Below are 21892 nucleotides of genomic sequence, written 5' to 3' on the forward strand. Positions count from 1 at the left end.
TGGAGGGCAGGCAGCAGGATCCCGTCCACGGGAGGAACCATGACCGCCGCCGAGTCCCTAGAGCACCGCGTCCAGTGGCCGGTGCCGCCGCAGGACGGCTACACCGTGGACGACCTGTTCACGCTGCCGGATCTCCCGCCGCACACCGAGCTGATCGACGGGAGCCTGGTTTTCGTTAGTCCGCAGCGCCGCTTTCATTTCCTTGTGATCGACCTGCTGGTCAACGGGCTGCACGGCTCTCTCGCCGCGGGGTTCAGTGTCGAACGGGAGATGACCGTCGTCCTGGATGACCGCAACGGCCCCGAACCCGATGTCAGCGTCGTCCGAGCAGACGCGGTCACCGGGCTGGAGCAGACCAGGTTCCAGGCCGAAGATGTCCTGCTCGCCGTGGAGGTCGTCTCGCCTGACTCCGAATCCCGCGACCGTACGACCAAACCGCAGAAATACGCGGCCGCGGGGATTCCCGGTTTCTGGCGCGTCGAGCAGGACCGAAGCACCGGCGGGCCCGTCATTCACGTCTACGAGCTCGACCCGCTCACCAGGTCCTACGTGCACATGGGCGTGCACCGTGACCGGATCAAGGTCGACCATCCCTACCCCATCGACATCGATCTGACCACCATCGGCAAGCGCTGAGCCCCTCAGAGCACCGTCGCCCCCGCCACCGGCCCCGCCGCCACGCGCACAGCCCCACACGTCCCCGACGCCCGCAGCGCCCCGGCCACCTGCTCCGCCGCCTCCGCGTCCCGCGTGAGGAAGGCCGTCGTCGGCCCGGATCCCGAGACCAGCGCGGCGAGCGCACCCGCCCCGCGCCCCGCCGCCAGTGTGTCCGCCAGCTCGGGGAAGAGGGACAGCGCGGCCGGCTGGAGGTCATTGGAGACGGTCGCGGCCAGCGCCTCGGCGTCCCCCTTCGCCAGCGCCTGGAGCAGTTCCCGCGAAGCCACCGGCTCCGGGATCCGGCGTCCCTCCGCCAGCCGGTCGAACTCCCGGAACACCGCCGGGGTCGACAGCCCCCGCCCGGCCATCGCGAACACCCAGTGGAAGGTGCCGCCGACCTCCAACGCGGTCAGCCGCTCACCGCGCCCGACGCCGAGGGCCGCCCCGCCGACCAGGCTGAACGGCACGTCGCTGCCCAGCTCGGCGCAGATCGCGAGCAGCTCGGCCCGCGAGGCCCCCGTGCCCCACAGCCGGTCGCAGGCGAGCAGCGCGCCCGCGCCGTCCGCGCTGCCGCCCGCCATGCCGCCGGCGACCGGGATGTCCTTGGCGATGTGGAGGTGGACGTTCGGCTCGATGCCCCGGCGCCCGGCGAGGGCGATCGCGGCGCGCGCGGCGAGGTTGGCGCGGTCCAGGGGGACCTGGTCGGCGTCCGGTCCCTCGCAGGTGATCCGGAGGCCGTCGGCCGGGGTCGCGGTGACCTCGTCGTACAGGCCGACCGCGAGGAAGACGTTGGCGAGGTCGTGGAAACCGTCGGGGCGGGCGGCCCCGACCGCGAGCTGGACGTTGACCTTGGCCGGCACCCGTACCGTGACGCTCACTCGCCGCTCTCCTTGTGCTCCGCGATCCGCGCGAACTCCTCCACCGTCAGCGCCTCCCCGCGGGCCTGCGGGGAGACACCGGCCGCGACCAGCGCGGCCTCGGCCGCCGCCGCGGACCCGGCCCAGCCGGCGAGCGCGGCCCGCAGGGTCTTGCGGCGCTGGGCGAAGGCCGCGTCGACCACGGCGAAGACCTCGGCCTTGGAAGCGGTGGTCTTGATCGGCTCGGCCCGGCGGACCAGGGACACCAGGCCGCTGTCGACGTTCGGGGCGGGCCAGAAGACGTTGCGCCCGATGGCCCCGGCCCGCTTCACGTCGGCGTACCAGTTGGCCTTCACGGACGGGACGCCGTACACCTTGTTGCCCGGTGCGGCGGCGAGCCGGTCGGCGACCTCGGACTGCACCATGACCAGCGTCCGCTCGATGCTCGGGAAGGTGTCGAGCATGTGCAGCAGGACGGGGACGGCGACGTTGTAGGGGAGGTTCGCGACCAGGGCCGTCGGGGCCGGGCCGGGCAGTTCGGTGACGTGCATCGCGTCGCGGTGGACCAGTGCGAAGCGGTCGGCGCGGTCGGGCATGCGCGCGGTGACGGTGCCGGGGAGGGCCGCGGCGAGCACGTCGTCGATCTCGACGGCGGTGACCCGGTCGGCGACCTCCAGCAGCGCGAGGGTGAGCGAGCCGAGGCCGGGGCCCACCTCCACGACGACGTCGTCCGGGCGGACCTCGGCGGTGCGGACGATACGGCGGACCGTGTTCGCGTCGATCACGAAGTTCTGGCCGCGCTGCTTGGTGGGGCGGACACCGAGCGCTGCCGCGAGCTCACGGATGTCGGCGGGACCGAGGAGGGCGTCGGGGGTGGGGCTGCTCACGGGGACAAGGGTACGGGGGCGGAAGGGGCCGGATCGCCAGGCGTCCGGTGCCGGGGCCGCGGGCGGCGGGCACGCCGGGCGGGTGCCGCACCGCGCGGCCCGCCGCACCGGGGCTCCTCCCTAGCCGCGCAGCCGCGCTCCGCAGTGCGGCCAGGGGCTCGCCCCCTGCCGTACGTACAGCTTCTTCGCGCGGTACGTCTGTTCCTCCGCCGACGCGTCCTGGGGGCGGCCCGTGCCGCCGAGGCTGTGCCAGGTGCGGGTGTCGAACTGGTAGAGCCCGCCGTACGTGCCGGAGGGGTCCACGGCGTGCGGCCGGCCGCCGGACTCGCACGCGGCGAGCGCCTGCCAGTTCAGGTGGTCCGCGCCGGACACGGAGTCGGGCCGCGGCCTGGTGCCCACCCGCACCACCTGCTTGCGCGGCAGGCGCACCATCTCGGACCGCTCCAGGCGCGGCTTCTGCCGGACGCCGTTGACGGTGCGCAGCAGGTACGTGATGCGCCGCAGCCCGGGCTGTCCGGGCTGCGCGACGACCTCGGTGCCCTTGAAGAGCGAGGGATCGTCGGTGCGTTCGACCCGGAACGGGATCTGCTCCTCGCGGACCTCGCGGCTGCCGGTCACGCGCAGCACGGTCACCGTCTGCCCGTCGCGCGGGAAGCTGTCCTGCGGGACCGATGTGGTGTCCTGGCCGTGCAGGGTGATCCCGGCCTCCTCGACCGCTTCCCGGACGGTGGCCGCGTTGGTGCGGATGGTGCGGGTCCGGCCGTCCGCCATGACCGTGACCGCGCGCTCGGTGCGCACGTCGAGGGCGAGCCCGGCGCGTCCGATGCGCTGGGAGCGCGAGGTCGACAGGTACGCGCCCTCGGCGCGCACCCCCAGCTCGTCCAGCGCCCCTTCCACCGTGTGCGCCGTCGTCCACACCTCGTGCCGCCGGCCGTCCAGCGTGAGCCGCACGGGGCGGCCGTACCGCACCGCGACCTCGTCGCCGCTGGCGAGCGCCGTGCCGGGGGCGGGCGCGATCATGTCGTGGGCCCCGACGCGCACGCCCTCCTCGGCGAGCAGTTCGCTCACGTCGTCGGCGAAGGTGTGCAGGCTGCGCTGCCTGCCGTCGACGCTCAGCTCGATCGCCTTGTCCTCGGCGACGAAGGCGGTGGTGCCGCCGGCCAGGAAGGCCACGACCAGCGCCTGCGGCAGCAGCCGGCGCATGGCGGACTCCGGCCGGTCGGAGTCGCGCGCCCGGCGCCGGCGCGCGGCCCGCCCGCGGGTCTCCTCGGCCGGCTCGGTCTCCGGGCTCACCGGCTCCCGGACCACGGCCTCGGGGAGCACGGCGTCCGGGACCAGCGTCTCCCGGATCAGCGTCTGCGCGGCGCCGGCCGTCTGCCGGGGCAGCGGCGGCGCCGGTTCCGTGACGAAGTACGCCTCGGCCTCGTAGGCGGGCCGGTAGGTGTCCCTGCCGAGGCCGTAGGGGAGGGTCTCCGCCGTGTACACGGAGGCCTCATGGCCGTAGGGGTCGTACGTCCCGTAACTCGACTTGCTCACGCCGACACGCTCCAGGGGGCCACAGGGGTCCGGTTCGGGCCCCCAGAACCTAGCGGAGGGTCGGTCACTCTCCAAAGCGACTCGGCTACGTACTGTTGCGCTCCGAACGGGTGGTCAGTAGTCGAAGGCCCGGGCGGTGTTCGCCGCCAGGGCCGTGGCCAGCGTGTCCTCGTCGATGCCGCGCACGCCGGCCATCGCACGCACCGTGACGGGGATCAGGTACGGCGCGTTGGGGCGCCCGCGGTACGGCGCCGGGGTCAGGAACGGCGCGTCGGTCTCCACGAGGACCAGCTCCAGCGGGGCGACGGCGAGGGCGTCGCGCAGGTTCTGGGCGTTCTTGAAGGTGACGTTGCCGGCGAAGGACATGAAGTAGCCCTCGCGGGCGCAGATCCCGGCCATCTCGGCGTCGCCGGAGTAGCAGTGGAAGACGGTGCGCTCGGGGGCGCCCTCCTCCTTCAGGATCCTCAGGACGTCGGCGTGGGCGTCCCGGTCGTGGATGACGAGCGCCTTGCCGTGCCGCTTGGCGATCTCGATGTGGGCGCGGAAGGACCGCTCCTGGGCGGCCTTGCCCTCCGGGCCGGTGCGGAAGTGGTCGAGGCCGGTCTCGCCGACGCCCTTGACCTGCGGAAGTGCGGCGAGCCGGTCGATCTCGGCGAGGGCCTCGTCCAGCGCCGCGTCGCCGCCCGCCGGCCGGGCGCCCTGCCGGGACCAGCCGTCGGGATCGCCGTGGACGATGCGCGGGGCCTCGTTGGGGTGAAGGGCGACGGCGGCGTGGACGCTCGCGTGGGCGGCGGCGACCTCGGCGGCCCACTGCGAGCCCTTGATGTCGCAGCCGACCTGCACGACGGTCGTCACGCCCACCGAGGCGGCCTTCGCCAGGCCCTCCTCCACCGTGCCGGACTGCATGTCGAGGTGGGTGTGGGAGTCGGCGACGGGCACCTGGAGGGGCGCCGGAAGGGGCGGGGCCGCCTTCTTGTCGTCGTCTGCGGAGCTGTGGCCGGCGTTCGAGGGCATGCCCCGATCCTACGAAAGGGGCATGCCCGCGCGGTCCGGTGACCGGTTCAGCTCGCCCCGCGCTGGAAGGGGTGCAGGAGGTCGGAGAGGTGCCAGTGGTGCGGTTTTCCGGCGGCCTGCCCCGGCACCGGGGGCACCTCGACCGGGCCCGCCGCCGGCACCCGGTGGTGCTGCCGGGGGGCCGCGCCGCGCACCGAGGAGACCTGGCCCGCGCGCATGATCCGCACGACGTGACCGTCACAGTTCTGGCAGGCCGGCCGGCTGAGGGGCGACGGCACCACCCGGCCGTCGGCCACGTACAGCACGAACTGCTCCCCCTCGGCGTTCGTGTGGTGCTCTATCTCGTACGACTGCTCCCAGCCGTGCCCGCAGCGCATGCAGGCGAACGAATACGACTCGTGAACGACGGCCGAGGCCGTACCGCGGAGACCGGTCTGCCCTGCTATGTCACTCATGCCAGCTCCCTCTTGCACGGGTGCGTCCCTGTTGGACGGGTGCGTCCCTTCGACCAGTGGACGCCTCCGCGGGCCCGAATGCAGCAGGCCTGTCGAGTATTGGAGCCGTTTTGGACATCGCTTGCCGAACCGACTCGAATGAGACGGCTGGGCTTTGCCATCGACGCCGGCCTTTTGCCCTCCCATGGGGCGTGCGCTCAGCCGAGATGAGCCCTGCTCAGGAGGGTGCCGCGCGTCAGCTCGGATCCGTCTTCTTGGCCTGGACCACGGCGTCGAACACGACCCGCTTGGGCAGCCCCGCCTCCACCGCCACGGCCGCGATCGCCTCCTTGCGGCGCTCTCCGGCCTCCTCCCTCACCCGCACCCGGCGGACCAGCTCCGCGGCGTCGAGTTCCTCCGGCCCGGCCTCGGGCGCGCCCTCGACCACGACGGTGATCTCCCCGCGCACGCCCTCGGCGGCCCACCGCGCCAGCTCGGCCAGCGGACCTCGCCGTACCTCCTCGTAGGTCTTGGTCAGCTCGCGGCAGACGGCGGCGCGCCGGTCCGCGCCGAAGACCTCGGCCATCGCGGCGAGGGTGTCGTCGAGCCGGTGCGGGGCCTCGAAGTAGACGAGGGTGCGCCGCTCGCCCGCGACCTCGCGCAGCCGGGACAGCCGCTCGCCGGCCTTGCGGGGCAGGAACCCCTCGAAGCAGAACCGGTCGACGGGCAGCCCGGACAGGGCGAGCGCGGTGAGCACGGCGGACGGCCCCGGCACGGCGGTGACCTTGACGTCCCGTTCCACGGCGGCGGCGACCAGCCGGTAGCCGGGGTCGGAGACGGAGGGCATGCCGGCGTCGGTCACCAGCAGCACGCGCGCACCGCCGAGCAGCTCCTCGACCAGTTCCGGCGTCCGGGCGGACTCGTTGCCCTCGAAGTACGACACCACGCGGCCCTTGGGGGTGACGCCCAGCGCCTGGGTGAGCCGGCGCAGCCGCCGGGTGTCCTCGGCGGCGACGACGTCGGCGCCGGCCAGTTCCTCGGCGAGCCGGGGCGGCGCGTCCGCGATGTCACCGATGGGGGTACCTGCCAGGACAAGGGTTCCAGTCACCCCCCCATCCTCCCAGGAGTCCCGGCCCCGGTTCCGGCCGCCCGCGAACCAGGACCCCGGCCGGCCCGCACGAGCGGGGGGAATCCGACCGTCTCCCGACCGGTACCGCACATGCGCGGGACTCGCACAGGCCGGTTCCCTACCATGGCGCGGTGACCAGTACCGCGTCCTCCATGGACCTCCGGCAGGACCAGGCACCGCACGACCGGCGGCCGTCGTGGCAGCAGCGGCTGCGCCGATTCGGGTACGCGCCGGCCTCGGACGCGCCCGAGGGTGACGTACGCGACCGGCTGGTGCCGCCGTACGCCGAGCCGAGCCCCCGGCTGTGGCGGGTGCTCGGCGTGCCGCCGGTCCTCGCCGAGCGGCTCACCCGCTGGTCGGGCTGGGGCGGGCCGCTGCTGGTGACGCTGCTGGCGGGTGTGCTGCGGTTCTGGAACCTGGGCAGCCCGCGCGCGGTGATATTCGACGAGACGTACTACGCCAAGGACGCGTGGGCGCTGGTCCACCGCGGTTTCGAGGTGAGCTGGGACCAGTACGGCAAGAACGCCAACGACATGGTGCTCCAGCAGGGCGGGCACCTGGGGATCCCGACGGACCCGGCGTACGTGGTGCACCCGCCGGTCGGCAAGTACGTGATCGGGCTCGGCGAGCTGGTCTTCGGGTTCGACCCGTTCGGCTGGCGGTTCATGACGGCGCTGCTCGGCACGCTGAGCGTGCTGCTGGTGTGCCGGATCGGCCGGCGGATGTTCCGCTCGACGTTCCTGGGCTGCCTCGCGGGCGCGCTGATGGCGGTGGACGGCCTGCACTTCGTGATGAGCCGGACCTCGCTGCTCGACGGCGTGCTGATGTTCTTCGTGGTGGCCGCGTTCGGCTGCCTGGTGGTGGACCGGGACCGGGCGCGGGAGCGGCTCGCCGCCGCGCTGCCGGTGGGGCCGGACGGGCGGGTACGGCCGGACGGGCAGGCCGCGGACACCTTCCGCTTCGGGTGGCGGCCCTGGCGCTGGACGGCCGGGGTGATGCTGGGACTGGCCGTGGGCACGAAGTGGAACGGCCTGTACGTCCTGGCCGCGTTCTGTGTGATGACGGTCCTGTGGGACGTCGGCACCCGCCGGGTGGCCGGCGCGTACCGCCCGTACCTCGCGGTCCTGAAGTACGACACGGGTGCCGCGTTCGTGGCGACGATCCCGGTGGCGCTGGTGGTCTACGTGGTCTCGTGGACCGGCTGGATCCTCTCCCCGACCGACGGCACGGGCGGCTACTACCGCACCTGGGCGGCCACCGACGGCAAGGGCGGCACCTGGGCGTTCCTGCCGGACTGGCTGCGCAGCCTGTGGCACTACGAGCACGAGGTGTACAAGTTCCACGTCCACCTCGACCAGCCGCACACGTACCAGTCCAACCCGTGGAGCTGGATCGTGCTGGGGCGTCCCGTCTCGTACTTCTACGAGTCCCCCTCCCCCGGCGCCGACGGCTGCCCGGCGGACGCGGGCCAGAAGTGCGCCCGGGAGGTGCTGGCGATCGGCACGCCGCTGCTGTGGTGGGCGGCCTGCTTCGCGATCGGCTACGTGCTGTGGCGCTGGGCGTTCCGCCGCGACTGGCGGGCCGGCGCCATCGCCTGCGGCATCGCGGCGGGGTACCTGCCCTGGTTCCACTACCAGGAGCGCACGATCTTCCTCTTCTACGCGGTCGTCTTCCTGCCGTTCCTGTGCCTGGCGGTGGCGATGATGGTCGGCGCGATCGTGGGCCCACCGAGATCCACCGACACCCGCCGCGTGGTCGGCGCGACGGCGGCGGGCGTACTGGTCCTGCTGATCGCCTGGAACTTCATCTACTTCTGGCCCATCTACACGGGCCAGGCCATCCCGATCGACTCGTGGCGGTCGCGGATGTGGCTGGACACCTGGGTGTAGCGGGCGGTCGATCGTCCGGTCGGGGCCCGTCACGGCACATCTCCGTTCGGACAACAATCGGCAACTCCGGTCACAAGCGCTCCACAACCGCTTACAGTGCTCCCGGTACCTGTTTTGAACATGTTCAACAGGTCGAACGGGAGGGGAATCCGCGTCATGCGCAACGGGGTCAAGGCGGCCGTCGTCGGAGGCGTGTGCGTCACGGTGCTGGGCGGGGCCGGTTACGGCGTCTACAACATCGCGTCCGCGCTGAACGGTGACGGCGGCACGGGGGGCGCGGCGGCCGTGAAGACCGGTCCGCCCAGCGGTTCCGAGGTGAGGGAGGCGACCGGCGCGTTCTTCGCCGCCTGGGAGAAGGGCGACGCGATCTCCGCCGCCTCGTGGACGAACTACCCCCAGGCCGCACAGGAGCTGCTGACGGCCTTCGCCGACGACGCGCACATCGGCAAGGTGCGGATCACCCCCGGCCGGGCGAGCGGCGACACGGTGCCGTTCAGGGTGCGGGCGACGGTGTCGTACCACGGGGTGTCGCGACCGCTGTCGTACCGCAGCACGCTGACCGTCGTCCGCGGCGAGACCTCCCACCGCCCGCTGGTCGACTGGCAGCCCTCGGTCGTGCACCCCCGCCTGCGCAAGGGGGACACGCTCAGCACGGGTGAGTCGAGCGCGCCGGAGATCGAGGCCGTGGACCGCGACGGAAAGGTGCTCACCCGGGTGACGTACCCGTCCCTCGGCCCGATCCTGGACGAGCTGCGCCGACGGTATGGCGACAAGACCGGCGGCCGGTCCGGAGTCGAACTCGTCGTCCGGCACCAGGCGGCGGCCGACGGCAGCCAGGCCGCGGACACCCCGCTGCTCACCCTCGCCAAGGGCAGGCCCGGCAAGCTCCCGACGACGCTCAGCGCGAGCGCCCAGGCGGCGGCCGAGGCGGCCGTGGCGAAGTACCCCGAGTCCTCCGTCGTGGCCGTCAAGCCCAGCACCGGGGAGATCCTGGCCGTCGCCAACAACCGCACGGACGGCTTCGACGCGGCCCTCCTCGGCGAACGCGCCCCCGGCTCCACCATGAAGATCATCAGTGCGGCCACCCTCATCGACAACGGCCTGACCACGGCGAACGGCCCGGCGCCCTGCCCGCCGTCGGCCGTCTGGCAGAGCCAGACCTTCCAGAACCTCAAGGGTCTGACACCGAACGAGCACGCCACCCTCGCCGACAGCTTCGCCCGCTCCTGCAACACGGCGTTCGTGAAGTTCGCGGACGAGGTGAAGGTCGACTCCCTCACCCGGGAGGCCGAGGACCGGTTCGGGCTCGGGCGGAACGACTGGCAGGCCGGCGTGCCGACCTTCGACGGCCGGGTCCCCGCCTCCGGCGGCCCGGACACCGCGGCCAACCTGATCGGCCAGGGCCAGGTCCAGATGAGCCCGCTGAACATGGCGTCCGTGACGGCGACCGCGCAGACCGGCACCTTCCGCCAGCCGGTGATCGTGCCGCTGAAGCTGGACGGCCGGACCCCCGCACGCGCGCGTGGCCTGGCCCCGGGCACGACCCGGCAGCTGCGTGCCCTGATGAGCCGCACCGCGCGCAGCGGCACCGCGGCGGGCGTGCTGGGCTCGATGCGCGGGGACGTCGGCGCGAAGACGGGATCCGCCGAGGTCGACGGGGAGGCGAAGTCGGACAGCTGGTTCGCCGGATACCGCAACGACGTGGCGGCGGCGGCCATGGTCCAGGACGGCGGGCACGGTGTCGACGCCGCCGGGCCGATTGTCGCAAGCCTGCTACGGATCGCCGGCTGAGATCACCCGCGGAGGCGGGGACCTTAAGGTGAGTGCCGTCGTTGGGGAAGTGTGAGGGCTTGCGGGGACCCTGGGGAAAGGTGCGGAGGAACTGAGGCTGTGGGGAAGAGAAGGCGCGTCGCCGAGCGACGGAAGAACCGTCCCGCCGTACTCGGCGGGATGATCGCCGTGGTCGTCGGCGGCGCCGGGTTCGGCGTCTACGCGCTGTACGGCGGGGCCGCGGCCGACGAGCGGCCCGGCGGCACGCCCGGCCACAAGACCGTCCGCACCGGCCCGCTCACCGCCGCCGAGGTCCGCACCGCCTCCACCCGCTTCCTCACCGCCTGGCAGCACGGCCGGGTCACCGAGGCGGCCGCCGCCACCGACGACCCGTCCACCGCCGGCAAGCTCCTCACCGGCTACGCCAAGGACGCCCGCCTGAAGGACGTCACGCTCTCCCCGGGCACGGCCAAGGGCACCACGGTCCCCTTCTCCGTGAAGGCGACCGTGTCCTACCGCGGCCTGAGCAAGCCGCTGGCCTACCGCAGCTCCCTCACCGTCGTGCGCCGGGCGAGCGACGGCAGGCCGCTGGTCGACTGGCACTCCGCCGTGGTCCACCCGGACCTGCGCGACGGCGACAGGCTCGTGACCGGCGAGTCCGGCACCCCGCCGGTGAAGGCGCTGGACCGGTCCGGCGGGGAGATCACGGCCGCCAAGTACCCGTCCCTGGGCACCGTGCTGGACGGTCTGCGGGAGAAGTACGGCAAGAAGGCCGGCGGCACGGCGGGCGTCGAGCTGCGTGTGGTGCGCGGCAAGGCGGCCAAGGCGGCGAAGCTCTCCGACAAGACGCTGGTGGAGCTGAGCAAGGGCACGCCGGGCACGGTGAAGACGACGCTCAGCCCCGGCCTCCAGGCCGCCGCCGAGCAGCAGGTGGACAAGCGCGCGCGTGCCTCGGTGGTCGTGCTGCGGCCCTCGACCGGTGAGATCCTCGCGGTCGCCAACAGCGGGCACGGCTTCAACACCGCCTTCCAGGGCTCCCTCGCGCCCGGCTCCACGATGAAGGTGATCACCTCCTCGCTGCTGATCGAGAAGGGCCTGGCCTCGGCGGACAAGGAACATCCCTGCCCGAAGACCGTCAAGTACGGCGGCTGGACGTTCCACAACGACGACGACTTCGAGATCAAGGGCGGCACGTTCAAGGCGAGCTTCGCCCGGTCCTGCAACACCGCCTTCATCAGCCAGGCGAAGAAGCTGGAGAACGACGACCTGACCAAGCAGGCCCAGCAGGTCTTCGGGCTGTCCATGAACAACTGGGCGATCGGTGTGCCCACCGTCGACGGCTCGGTGCCGGTGCAGTCGGCGGCCCAGATGGCGGCCTCGCTGATCGGACAGGGCGGGGTGCGCATGAACCCGCTGAACATGGCCTCGGTCGCGGCGACCGTGCGGTCCGGCAGCTTCCACCAGCCGTACCTGGTCGCCCCGTCCGTGGACCACCGCACGCTGGCCACCGCCTCGCGCACCATGTCGGCGAAGACGCTGTCCCAGCTGCGCGAGCTGATGAACTACACGGCCGCGTACGGCACGGCCGCCGAGGCGATGTCGGGGCTCGGCCCGGACTTCGGCGCGAAGACCGGCTCGGCGGAGGTCGACGGGCAGAAGAAGCCGAACGGCTGGTTCACCGCCTACAAGGGCGACCTGGCCGCCGCCGGCGTGGTCCAGGCGGGCGGGCACGGCGGTGACACGGCCGGACCGATCGTGGCGAGCCTGCTGAAGCTCGGGAGCTGACCGGCTCCCGGCTCAGCCTCGTACGGGTTCGGCGGTGTAGGTGCGGCGCAGGAACCGGAGCAGCGTCTTCGACTCGAACTGCACCACTTCGACGCCGTGGTCGGTGTGGAACTCGACGACGGCCTGGACGCGCCCGCAGGGCCACACGCGGACGTCGCCGCTCTCGGCCGGCCCCCGCAGCCCCTGCTCCAGGAGCGCCCGGGAGAACGTCCACTCGTGCGGTCCGGGCAGGCCCACGCGGACCGACCGGGGATCGTTGTCGGGGTCGTACCGCAACACGACGGGTACGGCCCCCGGGTCCTCCTCGTCCGTGACGATATGAGCGCGCGCGTACTGCTCGACTACAGACATCGGACCGCCCTCTCACGCACCGTGACGCATACGAAAGCCGTGCATCCGCTTTCTACCCAGCGTCGCACATTTTCCCGTGCGCGCCCTGAGAGGAGACGAGACCTGGTCCTTCTTGCGGCCGCTCTCTCCTGCGAGCGTTCTCTCTTGCGTGCGGTCTCTCTTGCAAGGAGTTCGCAACAAGGGCCTAAAATCGTCGGGTGCATGTACCTGACGGATTCATCGACGCCCCGACCTCGGCGGTCACCGGAGTAGTCGCGGCCGGCGCCCTCGCGGTGAGCCTGCGCGGCGCCCGCCGCGAACTCGACGAGCGGACGGCCCCCCTGGCGGGCCTGGTGGCGGCGTTCATCTTCGCCGTCCAGATGCTCAACTTCCCGGTCGCGGCCGGCACCAGCGGCCACCTCCTCGGCGGAGCCCTGGCCGCGATACTCGTCGGCCCCTACACGGCCGTGCTGTGCGTGTCGGTCGTGCTGCTCATGCAGGGCGTGCTGTTCGCCGACGGCGGGCTGACCGCGCTCGGCGTGAACATCACCGACATGGCGATCGTCACCACGGTCGTGTCGTACGCCGTCTTCCGCGGCCTGCTCGCCGTGCTGCCCCGCAAGCGGCGCTCGGTGACCGTCGCCTCCTTCGTCGCCGCGCTGGTGTCCGTGCCGGCCGCCGCGGTCGCGTTCACCCTGATCTACGCGGTCGGCGGAACCACCGACGTCTCCCTCGGCAAGGTCGCGACCGCCATGATCGGCGTGCATGTGCTGATCGGCATCGGCGAGGCGGTCATCACCGCGCTCACCGTCGGCGCCGTCGTCGCCGTCCGCCCGGACCTGGTGCACGGCGCGCGCGGGCTGCGACAGCGGCTCCGGCTGCGGGTGAACGGCGCACTGGTGGACGCCCCGGCCCCCACGGCGCCCGTGGCGGCGCGCACCTCGCGGCGCACGCTGTGGGTGACCGGCCTGGTCACCTCGCTCGTCCTCGCCGGGTTCGTCAGCTTCTACGCCTCCGCGAACCCCGACGGCCTGGAGAAGGTCGCGCACGACAAGGGGATCGACAAGAAGGAGGAGAAGCACGCCGCCTCCGGCTCGCCGCTGGCCGACTACGGCGTCAAGGACATCTCCGACGCCCGGCTGTCCGGCGGTCTCGCGGGCGTGATCGGCGTCGGCGTCACGGTCGTCGCGGGCAGCGCGGTGTTCTGGGTGCTGCGCCGGCGCCGCGGCGACGACGTCTCCCCCGTGAACACCGGCGTCTGAGGTGGGAGCGGGACACGCGCACCGGCTCTACCGGCACGGGCACTCGCCCGTGCACGGTCTGCCGCCGCACACCAAGCTCGCCGCCGCGTTCCTGTTCGTGGTGGTCGTGGTGTCCACCCCGCGCGAGGCGATGTGGGCGTTCGCGGTCTACGCGGTGCTGCTGGCCGGTGTGGCGTACCAGGCGCGCGTGCCCGCCGGCTTCGTGCTCGGGCGGCTGCTGATCGAGGTGCCGTTCGTCGCGTTCGCGGTCCTCATGCCGTTCGTGGCGGAGGGCGAGCGGGTGGACGTCCTGGGCCTCTCGCTGAGCGTGAACGGGCTGTGGGGCGCCTGGAACGTGCTCGCCAAGGGCACCCTCGGCGTCGCCGCCTCCGTGCTGCTGGCCGCCACGACCGAGCTGCGCGAGCTCCTGCTCGGGCTGCAGCGGCTGAAGCTGCCGCCGCTGCTCGTACAGATCGCCTCCTTCATGATCCGCTACGGCGACGTCATCACCGACGAGATGCGCCGGATGCGGATCGCCCGCGAGTCGCGTGGCTTCGAGGCGAAGGGCGTACGGCACTGGGGCGTGCTCGCCAAGTCCGCCGGCGCGCTGTTCATCCGCTCCTACGAACGCGGGGAGCGGGTGCACCTGGCCATGGTGAGCCGGGGGTACGCCGGTGCGATGCCCGTCATCGACGAGGTGACCGCCTCCGGCGCGCAGTGGCGGCACGCCCTCACCCTCCCCTGCGCCGCCCTCGTCGTCTGTCTGCTGGGATGGTTCCTGTGACACCTTCTGCGGTTCCCGCGACGCCTTCGCTGGAAGTGGCCGGTCTGGCCTTCGCCTACCCCGACGGGCACCAGGCCCTGTTCGGCGTGGACTTCTCCATCGGACGCGGCGAGCGGGTCGCCCTCCTCGGCCCCAACGGCGCCGGCAAGACCACCCTGGTGCTGCACCTCAACGGCATCCTCGGCGGCGGCACGGGCACGGTGACGGTGGCCGGGCTGCCGGTCGGCAGGCAGCACATGGCCGCGATCCGGCAGAAGGTCGGCATCGTCTTCCAGGACCCCGACGACCAGCTGTTCATGCCGACCGTGCGGGAGGACGTGGCGTTCGGACCGGCCGCCGCCGGGATCAAGGGGGCCGCGCTGGAGGCCCGCGTGCGCACCGCGCTGGAGCGGGTCGGGATGGGGGACTTCGCCGACCGGCCGCCGCACCACCTGTCCTTCGGGCAGCGCCGCCGGGTCGCGGTGGCCACCGTGCTCGCCATGGAGCCGGAGATCCTCGTCCTGGACGAGCCGTCCTCCAACCTGGACCCGGCCTCCCGCCGGGAACTCGCCGACATCCTGCGCTCCCTGGACGTCACGGTCCTCATGGTCACGCACGACCTGCCGTACGCCCTGGAGCTGTGCCCGCGCTCGCTGATCCTGAGCGACGGGGTGATCGCGGCGGACGGCCCGACCGGCGCGCTGCTCTCCGACGAGGAGCTGATGCGGGCGCACCGGCTGGAGCTGCCGTTCGGCTTCGACCCGAAGTCCGTGACAATGGGCGCGTGACGAACGAGGACCCGGCCGTCGAGGGCTCGCTGCTGCTGGACGACCAGCTGTGCTTCGCGCTGTACGCGGCCCAGCGCGCCGTGACCGCCGCGTACCGGCCTCTCCTGGACGACCTGGGGCTCACGTATCCGCAGTACCTGGTGCTGCTCGTGCTGTGGGAGCGGGGGGAGACCGGCGTGAAGGAGCTGACGGGTGCGCTGCGGCTGGACTACGGCACCGTCTCGCCGCTGCTGAAGCGGCTGGAGGCGGCGGGTCTGGTGCGCAGGGAGCGCGCGCCGGGCGACGAACGCTCGGTGCGGGTGGCGTGCACCGGGCGCGGTGAGGAACTGAGGGAGCGCGCGGCGCGGGTGCCCCGCGCGTTGCTCACCACCACGGGGCTCGGCGCCCAGGAGATCGCGCGGTTGCGCGAGGAGCTGTGGAGCCTGACCGAGCGCGCCGACGCGGCGGCCGACCGGCGCTGATCCGCGTACCCGAGGGTCGCGCACCCCACCGCGGCTACGGCCTCGCGGTCGCCCTCGGCGTCTCCTTGCCGGTCCTCGCCCCGGAGGCGGCGGCCGGGGCGGTGGAGGCGGCGCACGAGGTCTGCCCGTACTCGGACGCGACGCGCCGCACCTCGACGTCTCGTGCTGCTGGGCCAGGGGCACTGAGGAATCCAAGGCCGCGCCCCCGTGTTTCACTCATGGTCGTAAGCGAGTGAAGGGACCCGGCGTGGATGTGAACGTGAACGGCACGGTGGCCGAGGGCTTCGAGCCGGTCAGGGAGGCGTTCGCCGTCAACTTCGCGCGGCTCGGCGAGCGCGGCGCGGCCGTCGCCGTCTACCGCGACGGGCACCGGGTCGTTGACCTGTGGGCCGGCACGAGAGACGTGGACGGCACAGCCGGCACAGCCGGCACAGCCGGCACGGTGCCCTGGGAGCACGGCACCGCGCAGGTCGTGCGCTCGGCGACCAAGGGCGTCGCCGCCGCCGCGCTCCTGCTCCTGCACCAGCGCGGCGAACTGGACCTGGACGCCCCGGTCGGCACCTACTGGCCGGAGTACAAGGCGGCCGGCAAGGAGCGCACGCGCGTGCGGGACCTGCTGGCGCACCGCGCGGGCGTACCCGTACTGGACCGCCCGCTGACGCCCGCCGAGGCCGCCGATCCCGACCGGGGCGCCGCGGCCGTCGCCGCGCAGGCGCCGGTGTGGGAGCCGGGCACGGACCACGGCTACCACGCCCAGACCTACAGCTGGCTCACCGGCGAGCTGCTCCGCCGGGTCACCGGCCGCCCGGCCGGCGACTGGATAGCGGACGAGATCGCCCGGCCCGCCGGCGCGGACCTGTGGCTCGGCCTGCCGGGGACGGAGCACGCGCGCGTGGGCCGCGTCGGCCCGGTGGACGCGCCCGAGACCGCGGGCGGCCTGAAGACCCGCCCCAAGCGCGCGGTCGCCGAGGCCTACGCCGACCCGGAGTCGCTGACCCGCCGCGCGTTCGCCGCGATCACCCCGCTCCCCGACGAGAACGACCCCGCCTACCGCGCCGCCGCCCTGCCCGCCTCCAACGGCATCGCCACGGCCGACGGACTGGCCCGCTTCTACGCCTCGCTCATCGGGGAGGTGGACGGCGGGACACGGCTGTTCACCCCGGAGACCATGGAACTGGCCCGGGCGGAGCGGTCCGCCGGACCGGACCGGGTGCTGGTGGTCGGCACCCGGTTCGGCCTCGGCTACATGCTGCACGGCGCCGCGTCCCCGCTGCTCTCCCCCGCCTCCTTCGGCCACCCCGGCCGGGGCGGCGCGCTCGGCTTCGCCGACCCGGAGGCCGGGATCGCCTTCGGCTACGTCACCAACGGCTTCCGGAGCGGCGTGACGGCGGATCCGAGGGCGCAGGCGCTGGTCCGAGCGGTCCGCACGGCACTCGCCTGACCAACGGGCGCCCGGGGGACGCGCGGGGCCTGCGGGGCGCGCCGGGCGCGTGTCACACGTGGATGGGGTGCGAGGTCCGCCCGGACGCCTGGTCGATCTCCTCGTGGGCCTTGGTCAGCAGCTGCATGGCCAGTTCGTTCAGGGCCCGGGCGCCGGCGATCTCCTCGCCGACCCGGGGCTGGTTCGAGTCCACGCGGTGCCGGCTGGCGCGGCCGTGGGCCCGCACCTCACTGCCGTCGGGCAAGCGCACCAGAGCCGCCGCGCGGGTGTGCTGGTCGTCCTCCTCGAACTCGAGCTCGACGTGCCATCCCACAGTGGTGTGCATCATGACGACCACCTCCGAGAAATCGCTGATTCCAGGGTGCGCCACCGCCCCCGGCCCGTCATGTCGGGCCGGGGCCGCCGCTAACCGGCGCGCAGCATCAGCCCGATCCCGACGACCACCAGGCCCGCCGCCACGATCCGGGGCGCGCCGAAGCGCTCCTTGAAGAACAGGGCGCCGATGGCCGCGCCGACGATGATGGAGGACTCGCGCAGGGCGGCGACCGGGGCGAGCGCGGCGCGGGTCTGGGCCCACAGCACCAGTGCGTAGGCGGCGACGGACATGGCGGCGCCGAGCAGGCCGAGGGCGGCGTACGGACGGAGCAGCCGTACCGTGCCGCCCCGCGCGCGGGCGTACAGGTACGCGGGCAGGACCCAGCCCTGGACGACCATGAGCCAGGCGATGTACCCGAGCGGGGTGTGCGCGGCCCGGACGCCCATACCGTCGACGACCGTGTACACGGCGATCGTCAGACCGGTGGCGAGGGCCGCGCCGATCGCCGCCCGGTCCGGCCGCCTGCCGCGCATCCCCCACAGCGCGACTCCGCCGAGCCCCAGGCAGGACACGGCGATTCCGGCGGCCGCCCAGGCGCCGGGCATCTCGTGCGCGAAGACGGCGGCGAGCAGCGTGACGACGAGCGGGGCGCTGCCGCGCGCGATGGGGTACGCCTGCCCGAAGTCACCGAGCCGGAACGAGGTCATCAGCAGGGCGTAGTAGGCGATGTGCACGGCCGCCGACGCGAACAGGTACGGCCACGCGGCCCCCGCCGGGAACCCGGCGAACGGTGTGAGCGCGAGCCCGATGAGCAGCCCGCCCCCGGAGATGAGGGCGAACCCGGCCCGCTTGTCGGTGATGCGGTGCGCGAGGGCGTTCCAGCCGGCGTGGGTGACGGCGGCGACCAGCACGGCCGCCGCGACGACCGGTGTCACGCGCGCTGCTCGCGCACGTCCACCAGTGTCGCGCCCGCGCGGGCGACGAGTTCCCCGGGCTCGATCGGGAAGACGGTGTGCGGCGTTCCGGCCGCCGCCCACACCACGTCGTGGGCGATCAGCGACCGGTCGGCCAGGACCCGCGTCCGCGTACGGTGCCCGAAGGGCGGCACCCCGCCGATGGCGTACCCGGTGGTCTCCCGCACCACCCCCGCATCGGCCCGGCCGACCTCCCCGGCCCCCAGTTCCCGGCGCACCCGCTCCACGTCCACCCGCGAGGCCCCGTCCATCAGCACCAGCACGGGCACCCCGTCGGCGGCGAAGACCAGCGACTTGCAGATCTGGCTCAACCCGCACCCGATGGCGGCGGCGGCCTCGGCGGCGGTCCGGGTCGCCTCGGGGAAGCCGCGGACCAGGGGCAGCAGCTCCCCCAGGCCCAACTCCTCCACGGCGGCGGCGAAACGAGGGTGAGCGGTCGTCGTCATACGCGCACGCTAACGGGTCACCGTGCGGCGGACGAAACGCGTTCCGCCCGGGACGCATCCCGTCCGGGTGCGGACGCGTTCCGCCGGGGTGCGGACGGCGGAAAGCCGGTGAGGGTGCGGCCCCGTCCCCACGGGCACCCCCACCGGCCGCTCCTCACAGGAGGTCTGGTGCGTCAGGCGCGTACCAGCTCCCGTTCGCCCTCCCTGCCGTCCGCCGAGGACCGCGTGCGCAGGCCCTCGCCCTCCACGTCCACCTTGGGCAGGGCGCGGTCGAGCCACTTCGGCAGCCACCAGGCTCGCCTGCCCAGCAGGGCGAGGACCGCCGGGACGATGGCCATGCGGACGAGGAACGCGTCGAAGAAGACGGCGATCGCGAGACCGAAGCCGATCATCTTGACCATCGACTCGCTGGAGCCGATGAAGCCGGAGAAGACGGCCATCATGATGACGGCGGCGGCGGTGACGACCCGGGCGCCGTGCCGGAAACCGGTCACGACGGCCTGGCTGGGCTTCTCGCCGTGGACGTAGGCCTCCCGCATGCGGGTCACGAGGAACACCTCGTAGTCCATGGCGAGGCCGAAGACGACGCCGACCATGAAGATCGGCATCATCGACATGACCGGTCCGGTCTGCTCGACGTTCATCAGGCCGGACAGCCAGCCCCACTGGAAGACCGCGACGACGGCGCCGAGCGCGGCCATCACCGACAGCAGGAAGCCGAGGGCCGCCTTCAGCGGGACCAGGATCGAGCGGAAGACCACGATCAGCAGCAGGAACGCCAGGCCCACCACCAGTGCCAGGTACGGCAGCAGCGCGTCGTTCAGCTTCTGCGAGACGTCGATGTTCATCGCCGTCGAGCCGGTGACCAGGACCGTGGAGTCGGTGTCCCGGGCGATGTCCGCGCCCTTGTGGCGGATGGCGTGCACCAGGTCCTCGGTGGTGGCCGAGGACGGCTTGGAGTTCGGCACCACGGTGATCGTCGCGGTGTCGCCGGTCTTGTTGGGCGCGGCCGGGGTGACCGTGACGACGTCCTTCAGCCCCTTGATCTCCTCGCCGACCTTGTGGAAGGCGGCCTTCGGGTCGTCGCTGTCCTTGGCGTCGACCACGACCATCAGCGGGCCGTTGAAGCCGGGTCCGAAGCCCTCGGACAGCAGGTCGTAGGCGCGGCGCTGGGTGGTGGAGGTCGGCTGGGAGCCGTCGTCGGGCAGGCCCAGTTCCAGGGAGGCGGCCGGGACCGCCGCCGCGCCGAGGCCGAGCACGCCGAGCAGGAGGACGGCGATCGGGCGGCGGACGACGAAGCCGGCCCAGCGGGTGCCCATGTTCGGACGGCCGGGGTTCTTCGGCGCCCGGCCGCCGCCGAGCAGCCTGCTCTTCTCGCCCGCCGGCTTGATCCTTCGGCCGGCGTAGCCGAGCAGCGCCGGGATCATGGTGAGGGCGATGAGGACGGCGATGGCGACCGTGCCCGCCGCCGCGATGCCCATCTTCGTCAGCATCGGGATGTTGACGACGGACAGGCCGACCAGGGCGATGACGACGGTGAGGCCGGCGAAGACGACCGCCGAGCCCGCCGTGCCGACGGCCCGCCCGGCCGCGTCCTCGCGCTCGCGGCCCTCGGCCAGTTCGGCGCGGTAGCGGGAGACGATGAAGAGGGCGTAGTCGATGCCGACGGCGAGGCCGATCATCGAGGCCAGGGTGGAGGTGGTGGAGCCCAGGTCCAGGGCGCTGGCGAGCGCGGTGATCGTGGAGACGCCGATGCCGACCCCGATGATGGCGGTGAGCAGCGGGAATCCGGCCGCGAGCAGCGAGCCGAAGGTGATGACCAGGACGACGGCGGCGACCGCGATGCCGATGACCTCGCTGGAGCCGGTCTCGGGGGTCGCGGTCAGCGCGTCACCGCCGACCTCGACGGTGAGGCCCGCGTCCCGGGCGTCCTGCGCGGCCTCCTTCAGGGCGTCCTTGGAGGAGTCCTCCAGCTCCATGCCGGAGACCTTGTACTTCACCGAGGCGTAGGCGATGGTGCCGTTCCTGCTGACGGCGTGCCCGGTGTAGGGGTCGGCGACGGAGGCGACCTCGGAGCCGCTCGCCAGCTCCTCGACGGTCTTGCGCACGGCCGCCTTGTTGGCGGCGTCGGTCATCTTCTCGCCCTCGGGGGCCTTGAAGACGACCCGGGCGGTGGCGCCGTCGGCGCTCATCCCGGGGAAGCGCTGTTCCAGCAGGTCGAAGGCCTTCTGGGCCTCGGTACCGGGGATGGAGAAGGACGTGTTGCCGGCGGCCGGCGCGGAGGCGGCGCCCACCCCGGCGAGGGTGAGCAACGCGACCCATATGAGGGCGACGAAGTGCCGTCGCCTGAAGGCGAGGCGGCCGAGTTTGTAGAGGAACGTGGCCACGGAGGCGTACTCCCGGTCAGGTCGTGGGGTTCAACAGGGCAGGGGTGATCAGCCCGACGACGAGAGCGGTGACGTCAGGTGGTGGGCTTGCTGGGGAGGGGGGTCAGCTCGCGGGAACGCCGAGGGCGGGGAGGACCACGGCGTCGATGTACGAAAGGAGGAAGGCCTGGGTCGGCGGCTGTTCGTCGATCATGGTGCGGGCGGCGAACGCGCCGACCATCATGTGCATCACGAACCCGATCGCCGGGTTGTCCGCACGGATCTCGCCCCGGTCGACCGCCCGTTGCAGCACGCGGCGCAAGTCGGCCATCTCCGGCTCGATGAGGTGTTCCCGGAACGCCTTGAGCAGATCCGGGTTGCCGTGCATCGCCATGGCCAGGCCCCGCATCAGCGCGGAATTCTGCTCCATCTCGCAGTCGTCCGCACGCTGGGTGAGCGCGTGCAGATCGCCCTTGAGCGAGCCGGTGTCGACGTCATCGGCCTGACCCGGCTTGTTGTGCCGCACGGCTTTGGCGACCAGTTCGGCCTTGCCGCCCCACTGGCGGTAGAGCGTGGCCTTGCTGGACCGGGTGCGGGCGGCCACGGCGTCCATGGTGAGGGCGTCGTAGCCGACCTCGCGGAGCAGGTCGAGCACGGCCTCGTACAGCTCGGCCTCGCGCTCGGGCGTGATCCGGCTGCGGCGTGTCGCCGCCACGGCTTCCGTCATGCCCGTCACCTTCCCGCTCCGTCGGTCCTCGTCTTCGTACAGTGACGAAGATACCCTGCCCGCCAAACGAAACGAAACCGT

The 21892-nt window shown here is 72.9% G+C and carries 21 protein-coding genes and 1 pseudogene; 10 read left to right on the top strand and 12 right to left on the bottom strand.

Annotation, left to right across the window (positions count from 1 at the left end; genetic code table 11):
• Window positions 1-39: 39 nt before the first annotated feature.
• Window positions 40-636: a Uma2 family endonuclease gene (locus ACZ7N4_RS11375; RefSeq protein WP_471356536.1), complete on the top strand. Its 597-nt coding sequence runs from the start codon at window positions 40-42 to the stop codon at window positions 634-636.
• A gap of 5 nt (window positions 637-641) precedes the next feature.
• Here the strand turns inward: ACZ7N4_RS11375 and ACZ7N4_RS11380 are convergent, their stop codons facing one another.
• The 6 genes from ACZ7N4_RS11380 to rsmI all read right to left on the bottom strand — a co-directional run bounded on the left by ACZ7N4_RS11380 (window position 642) and on the right by rsmI (window position 6493).
• Window positions 642-1535, bottom strand: a complete 894-nt coding sequence (locus tag ACZ7N4_RS11380; protein ID WP_471356538.1) for a 4-(cytidine 5'-diphospho)-2-C-methyl-D-erythritol kinase — start codon at window positions 1533-1535, stop codon at window positions 642-644.
• A complete protein-coding gene (gene rsmA, locus ACZ7N4_RS11385) occupies window positions 1532-2401 on the bottom strand; it encodes a 16S rRNA (adenine(1518)-N(6)/adenine(1519)-N(6))-dimethyltransferase RsmA (protein WP_471356541.1) in 870 nt (289 codons plus the stop codon). The genes ACZ7N4_RS11380 and rsmA overlap by 4 nt, the downstream gene beginning before the upstream one ends.
• A gap of 120 nt (window positions 2402-2521) precedes the next feature.
• Window positions 2522-3937 carry a ubiquitin-like domain-containing protein gene (locus ACZ7N4_RS11390; RefSeq protein ID WP_471356544.1) on the bottom strand — a complete coding sequence of 472 codons (1416 nt, stop codon included), beginning with the start codon at window positions 3935-3937 and terminating at the stop codon, window positions 2522-2524.
• A gap of 114 nt (window positions 3938-4051) precedes the next feature.
• Complete coding sequence (locus ACZ7N4_RS11395) at window positions 4052-4951, bottom strand: TatD family hydrolase (protein ID WP_471356547.1); 900 nt, start codon at window positions 4949-4951, stop codon at window positions 4052-4054.
• A 47-nt stretch (window positions 4952-4998) separates the two neighbouring features.
• Window positions 4999-5406, bottom strand: a complete 408-nt coding sequence (locus tag ACZ7N4_RS11400) for a hypothetical protein (protein ID WP_471356550.1) — start codon at window positions 5404-5406, stop codon at window positions 4999-5001.
• A 235-nt stretch (window positions 5407-5641) separates the two neighbouring features.
• Window positions 5642-6493: a 16S rRNA (cytidine(1402)-2'-O)-methyltransferase gene (gene rsmI / locus ACZ7N4_RS11405; protein WP_471356552.1), complete on the bottom strand. Its 852-nt coding sequence runs from the start codon at window positions 6491-6493 to the stop codon at window positions 5642-5644.
• Window positions 6494-6645: 152 nt separating this feature from the next.
• On the opposite strand from rsmI, the gene ACZ7N4_RS11410 reads away from it, so the two are divergent.
• The 3 genes from ACZ7N4_RS11410 (at window position 6646) to ACZ7N4_RS11420 (ending at window position 11958) form a co-directional block, all read left to right on the top strand.
• Window positions 6646-8403: a dolichyl-phosphate-mannose--protein mannosyltransferase gene (locus ACZ7N4_RS11410; protein ID WP_471356555.1), complete on the top strand. Its 1758-nt coding sequence runs from the start codon at window positions 6646-6648 to the stop codon at window positions 8401-8403.
• Between the two features lie 156 nt (window positions 8404-8559).
• Window positions 8560-10194, top strand: coding sequence for a penicillin-binding transpeptidase domain-containing protein (locus ACZ7N4_RS11415; RefSeq protein ID WP_471356558.1), 1635 nt, complete (start codon window positions 8560-8562; stop codon window positions 10192-10194).
• Between the two features lie 99 nt (window positions 10195-10293).
• Complete coding sequence (locus ACZ7N4_RS11420; RefSeq protein WP_471356561.1) at window positions 10294-11958, top strand: penicillin-binding transpeptidase domain-containing protein; 1665 nt, start codon at window positions 10294-10296, stop codon at window positions 11956-11958.
• Between the two features lie 12 nt (window positions 11959-11970).
• Here the strand turns inward: ACZ7N4_RS11420 and ACZ7N4_RS11425 are convergent, their stop codons facing one another.
• On the bottom strand, window positions 11971-12309 hold the full coding sequence (locus ACZ7N4_RS11425) for an SsgA family sporulation/cell division regulator (protein WP_471356564.1): 339 nt from the start codon (window positions 12307-12309) through the stop codon (window positions 11971-11973).
• 197 nt (window positions 12310-12506) lie between these two features.
• On the opposite strand from ACZ7N4_RS11425, the gene ACZ7N4_RS11430 reads away from it, so the two are divergent.
• From ACZ7N4_RS11430 to ACZ7N4_RS11455, 6 genes and pseudogenes are all read left to right on the top strand, one after another.
• The gene (locus ACZ7N4_RS11430) at window positions 12507-13550 is read left to right on the top strand and encodes an energy-coupling factor ABC transporter permease (protein ID WP_471356566.1); all 1044 of its coding nucleotides are present in this window, start codon (window positions 12507-12509) and stop codon (window positions 13548-13550) included.
• Between the two features lies 1 nt (window position 13551).
• Entirely contained in the window at window positions 13552-14313 is a 762-nt protein-coding gene (gene cbiQ / locus ACZ7N4_RS11435; RefSeq protein ID WP_471356569.1) for a cobalt ECF transporter T component CbiQ, read from the top strand.
• Complete coding sequence (locus ACZ7N4_RS11440) at window positions 14301-15080, top strand: energy-coupling factor ABC transporter ATP-binding protein (RefSeq protein ID WP_471356571.1); 780 nt, start codon at window positions 14301-14303, stop codon at window positions 15078-15080. The genes cbiQ and ACZ7N4_RS11440 overlap by 13 nt, the downstream gene beginning before the upstream one ends.
• Window positions 15077-15541: a MarR family winged helix-turn-helix transcriptional regulator gene (locus ACZ7N4_RS11445; protein WP_471356574.1), complete on the top strand. Its 465-nt coding sequence runs from the start codon at window positions 15077-15079 to the stop codon at window positions 15539-15541. Before ACZ7N4_RS11440 ends, ACZ7N4_RS11445 begins: the two co-directional genes overlap by 4 nt.
• Window positions 15542-15561: 20 nt before the next feature.
• Window positions 15562-15687: pseudogene (locus ACZ7N4_RS11450) on the top strand (organic hydroperoxide resistance protein); the annotation flags it as partial.
• Between the two features lie 107 nt (window positions 15688-15794).
• Complete coding sequence (locus ACZ7N4_RS11455) at window positions 15795-16982, top strand: serine hydrolase domain-containing protein (protein ID WP_471357126.1); 1188 nt, start codon at window positions 15795-15797, stop codon at window positions 16980-16982.
• 52 nt (window positions 16983-17034) lie between these two features.
• Here ACZ7N4_RS11455 and ACZ7N4_RS11460 read toward each other — a convergent pair whose 3' ends face one another.
• The 5 genes from ACZ7N4_RS11460 to ACZ7N4_RS11480 form a co-directional block, all read right to left on the bottom strand.
• On the bottom strand, window positions 17035-17310 hold the full coding sequence (locus ACZ7N4_RS11460) for a DUF1876 domain-containing protein (protein WP_471356578.1): 276 nt from the start codon (window positions 17308-17310) through the stop codon (window positions 17035-17037).
• A gap of 77 nt (window positions 17311-17387) precedes the next feature.
• Window positions 17388-18233, bottom strand: a complete 846-nt coding sequence (locus tag ACZ7N4_RS11465; RefSeq protein ID WP_471356581.1) for an EamA family transporter — start codon at window positions 18231-18233, stop codon at window positions 17388-17390.
• Window positions 18230-18718 carry a YbaK/EbsC family protein gene (locus ACZ7N4_RS11470; protein WP_471356584.1) on the bottom strand — a complete coding sequence of 163 codons (489 nt, stop codon included), beginning with the start codon at window positions 18716-18718 and terminating at the stop codon, window positions 18230-18232. The genes ACZ7N4_RS11465 and ACZ7N4_RS11470 overlap by 4 nt, the downstream gene beginning before the upstream one ends.
• 173 nt (window positions 18719-18891) lie before the next feature.
• Window positions 18892-21105: an MMPL family transporter gene (locus ACZ7N4_RS11475; protein WP_471356586.1), complete on the bottom strand. Its 2214-nt coding sequence runs from the start codon at window positions 21103-21105 to the stop codon at window positions 18892-18894.
• A gap of 103 nt (window positions 21106-21208) precedes the next feature.
• A complete protein-coding gene (locus ACZ7N4_RS11480) occupies window positions 21209-21811 on the bottom strand; it encodes a TetR/AcrR family transcriptional regulator (RefSeq protein WP_471356589.1) in 603 nt (200 codons plus the stop codon).
• Between the last annotated feature and the right edge of the window lie 81 nt (window positions 21812-21892).

This window comes from Streptomyces sp. NPDC107654, from assembly GCF_055639035.1.

What these genes read in the sequence shown, in the direction of transcription:
- ACZ7N4_RS11460 (WP_471356578.1), bottom strand. Translation starts at nt 17,310, where the DNA reads ATGATGCACACCACTGTGGGATGGCACGTCGAGCTCGAGTTCGAGGAG.
- ACZ7N4_RS11400 (WP_471356550.1), bottom strand. Translation starts at nt 5,406, where the DNA reads ATGAGTGACATAGCAGGGCAGACCGGTCTCCGCGGTACGGCCTCGGCC.
- ACZ7N4_RS11480 (WP_471356589.1), bottom strand. Translation starts at nt 21,811, where the DNA reads ATGACGGAAGCCGTGGCGGCGACACGCCGCAGCCGGATCACGCCCGAG.
- ACZ7N4_RS11395 (WP_471356547.1), bottom strand. Translation starts at nt 4,951, where the DNA reads ATGCCCTCGAACGCCGGCCACAGCTCCGCAGACGACGACAAGAAGGCG.
- ACZ7N4_RS11375 (WP_471356536.1), top strand. Translation starts at nt 40, where the DNA reads ATGACCGCCGCCGAGTCCCTAGAGCACCGCGTCCAGTGGCCGGTGCCG.
- ACZ7N4_RS11440 (WP_471356571.1), top strand. Translation starts at nt 14,301, where the DNA reads ATGGTTCCTGTGACACCTTCTGCGGTTCCCGCGACGCCTTCGCTGGAA.
- ACZ7N4_RS11470 (WP_471356584.1), bottom strand. Translation starts at nt 18,718, where the DNA reads ATGACGACGACCGCTCACCCTCGTTTCGCCGCCGCCGTGGAGGAGTTG.
- ACZ7N4_RS11425 (WP_471356564.1), bottom strand. Translation starts at nt 12,309, where the DNA reads ATGTCTGTAGTCGAGCAGTACGCGCGCGCTCATATCGTCACGGACGAG.
- ACZ7N4_RS11415 (WP_471356558.1), top strand. Translation starts at nt 8,560, where the DNA reads ATGCGCAACGGGGTCAAGGCGGCCGTCGTCGGAGGCGTGTGCGTCACG.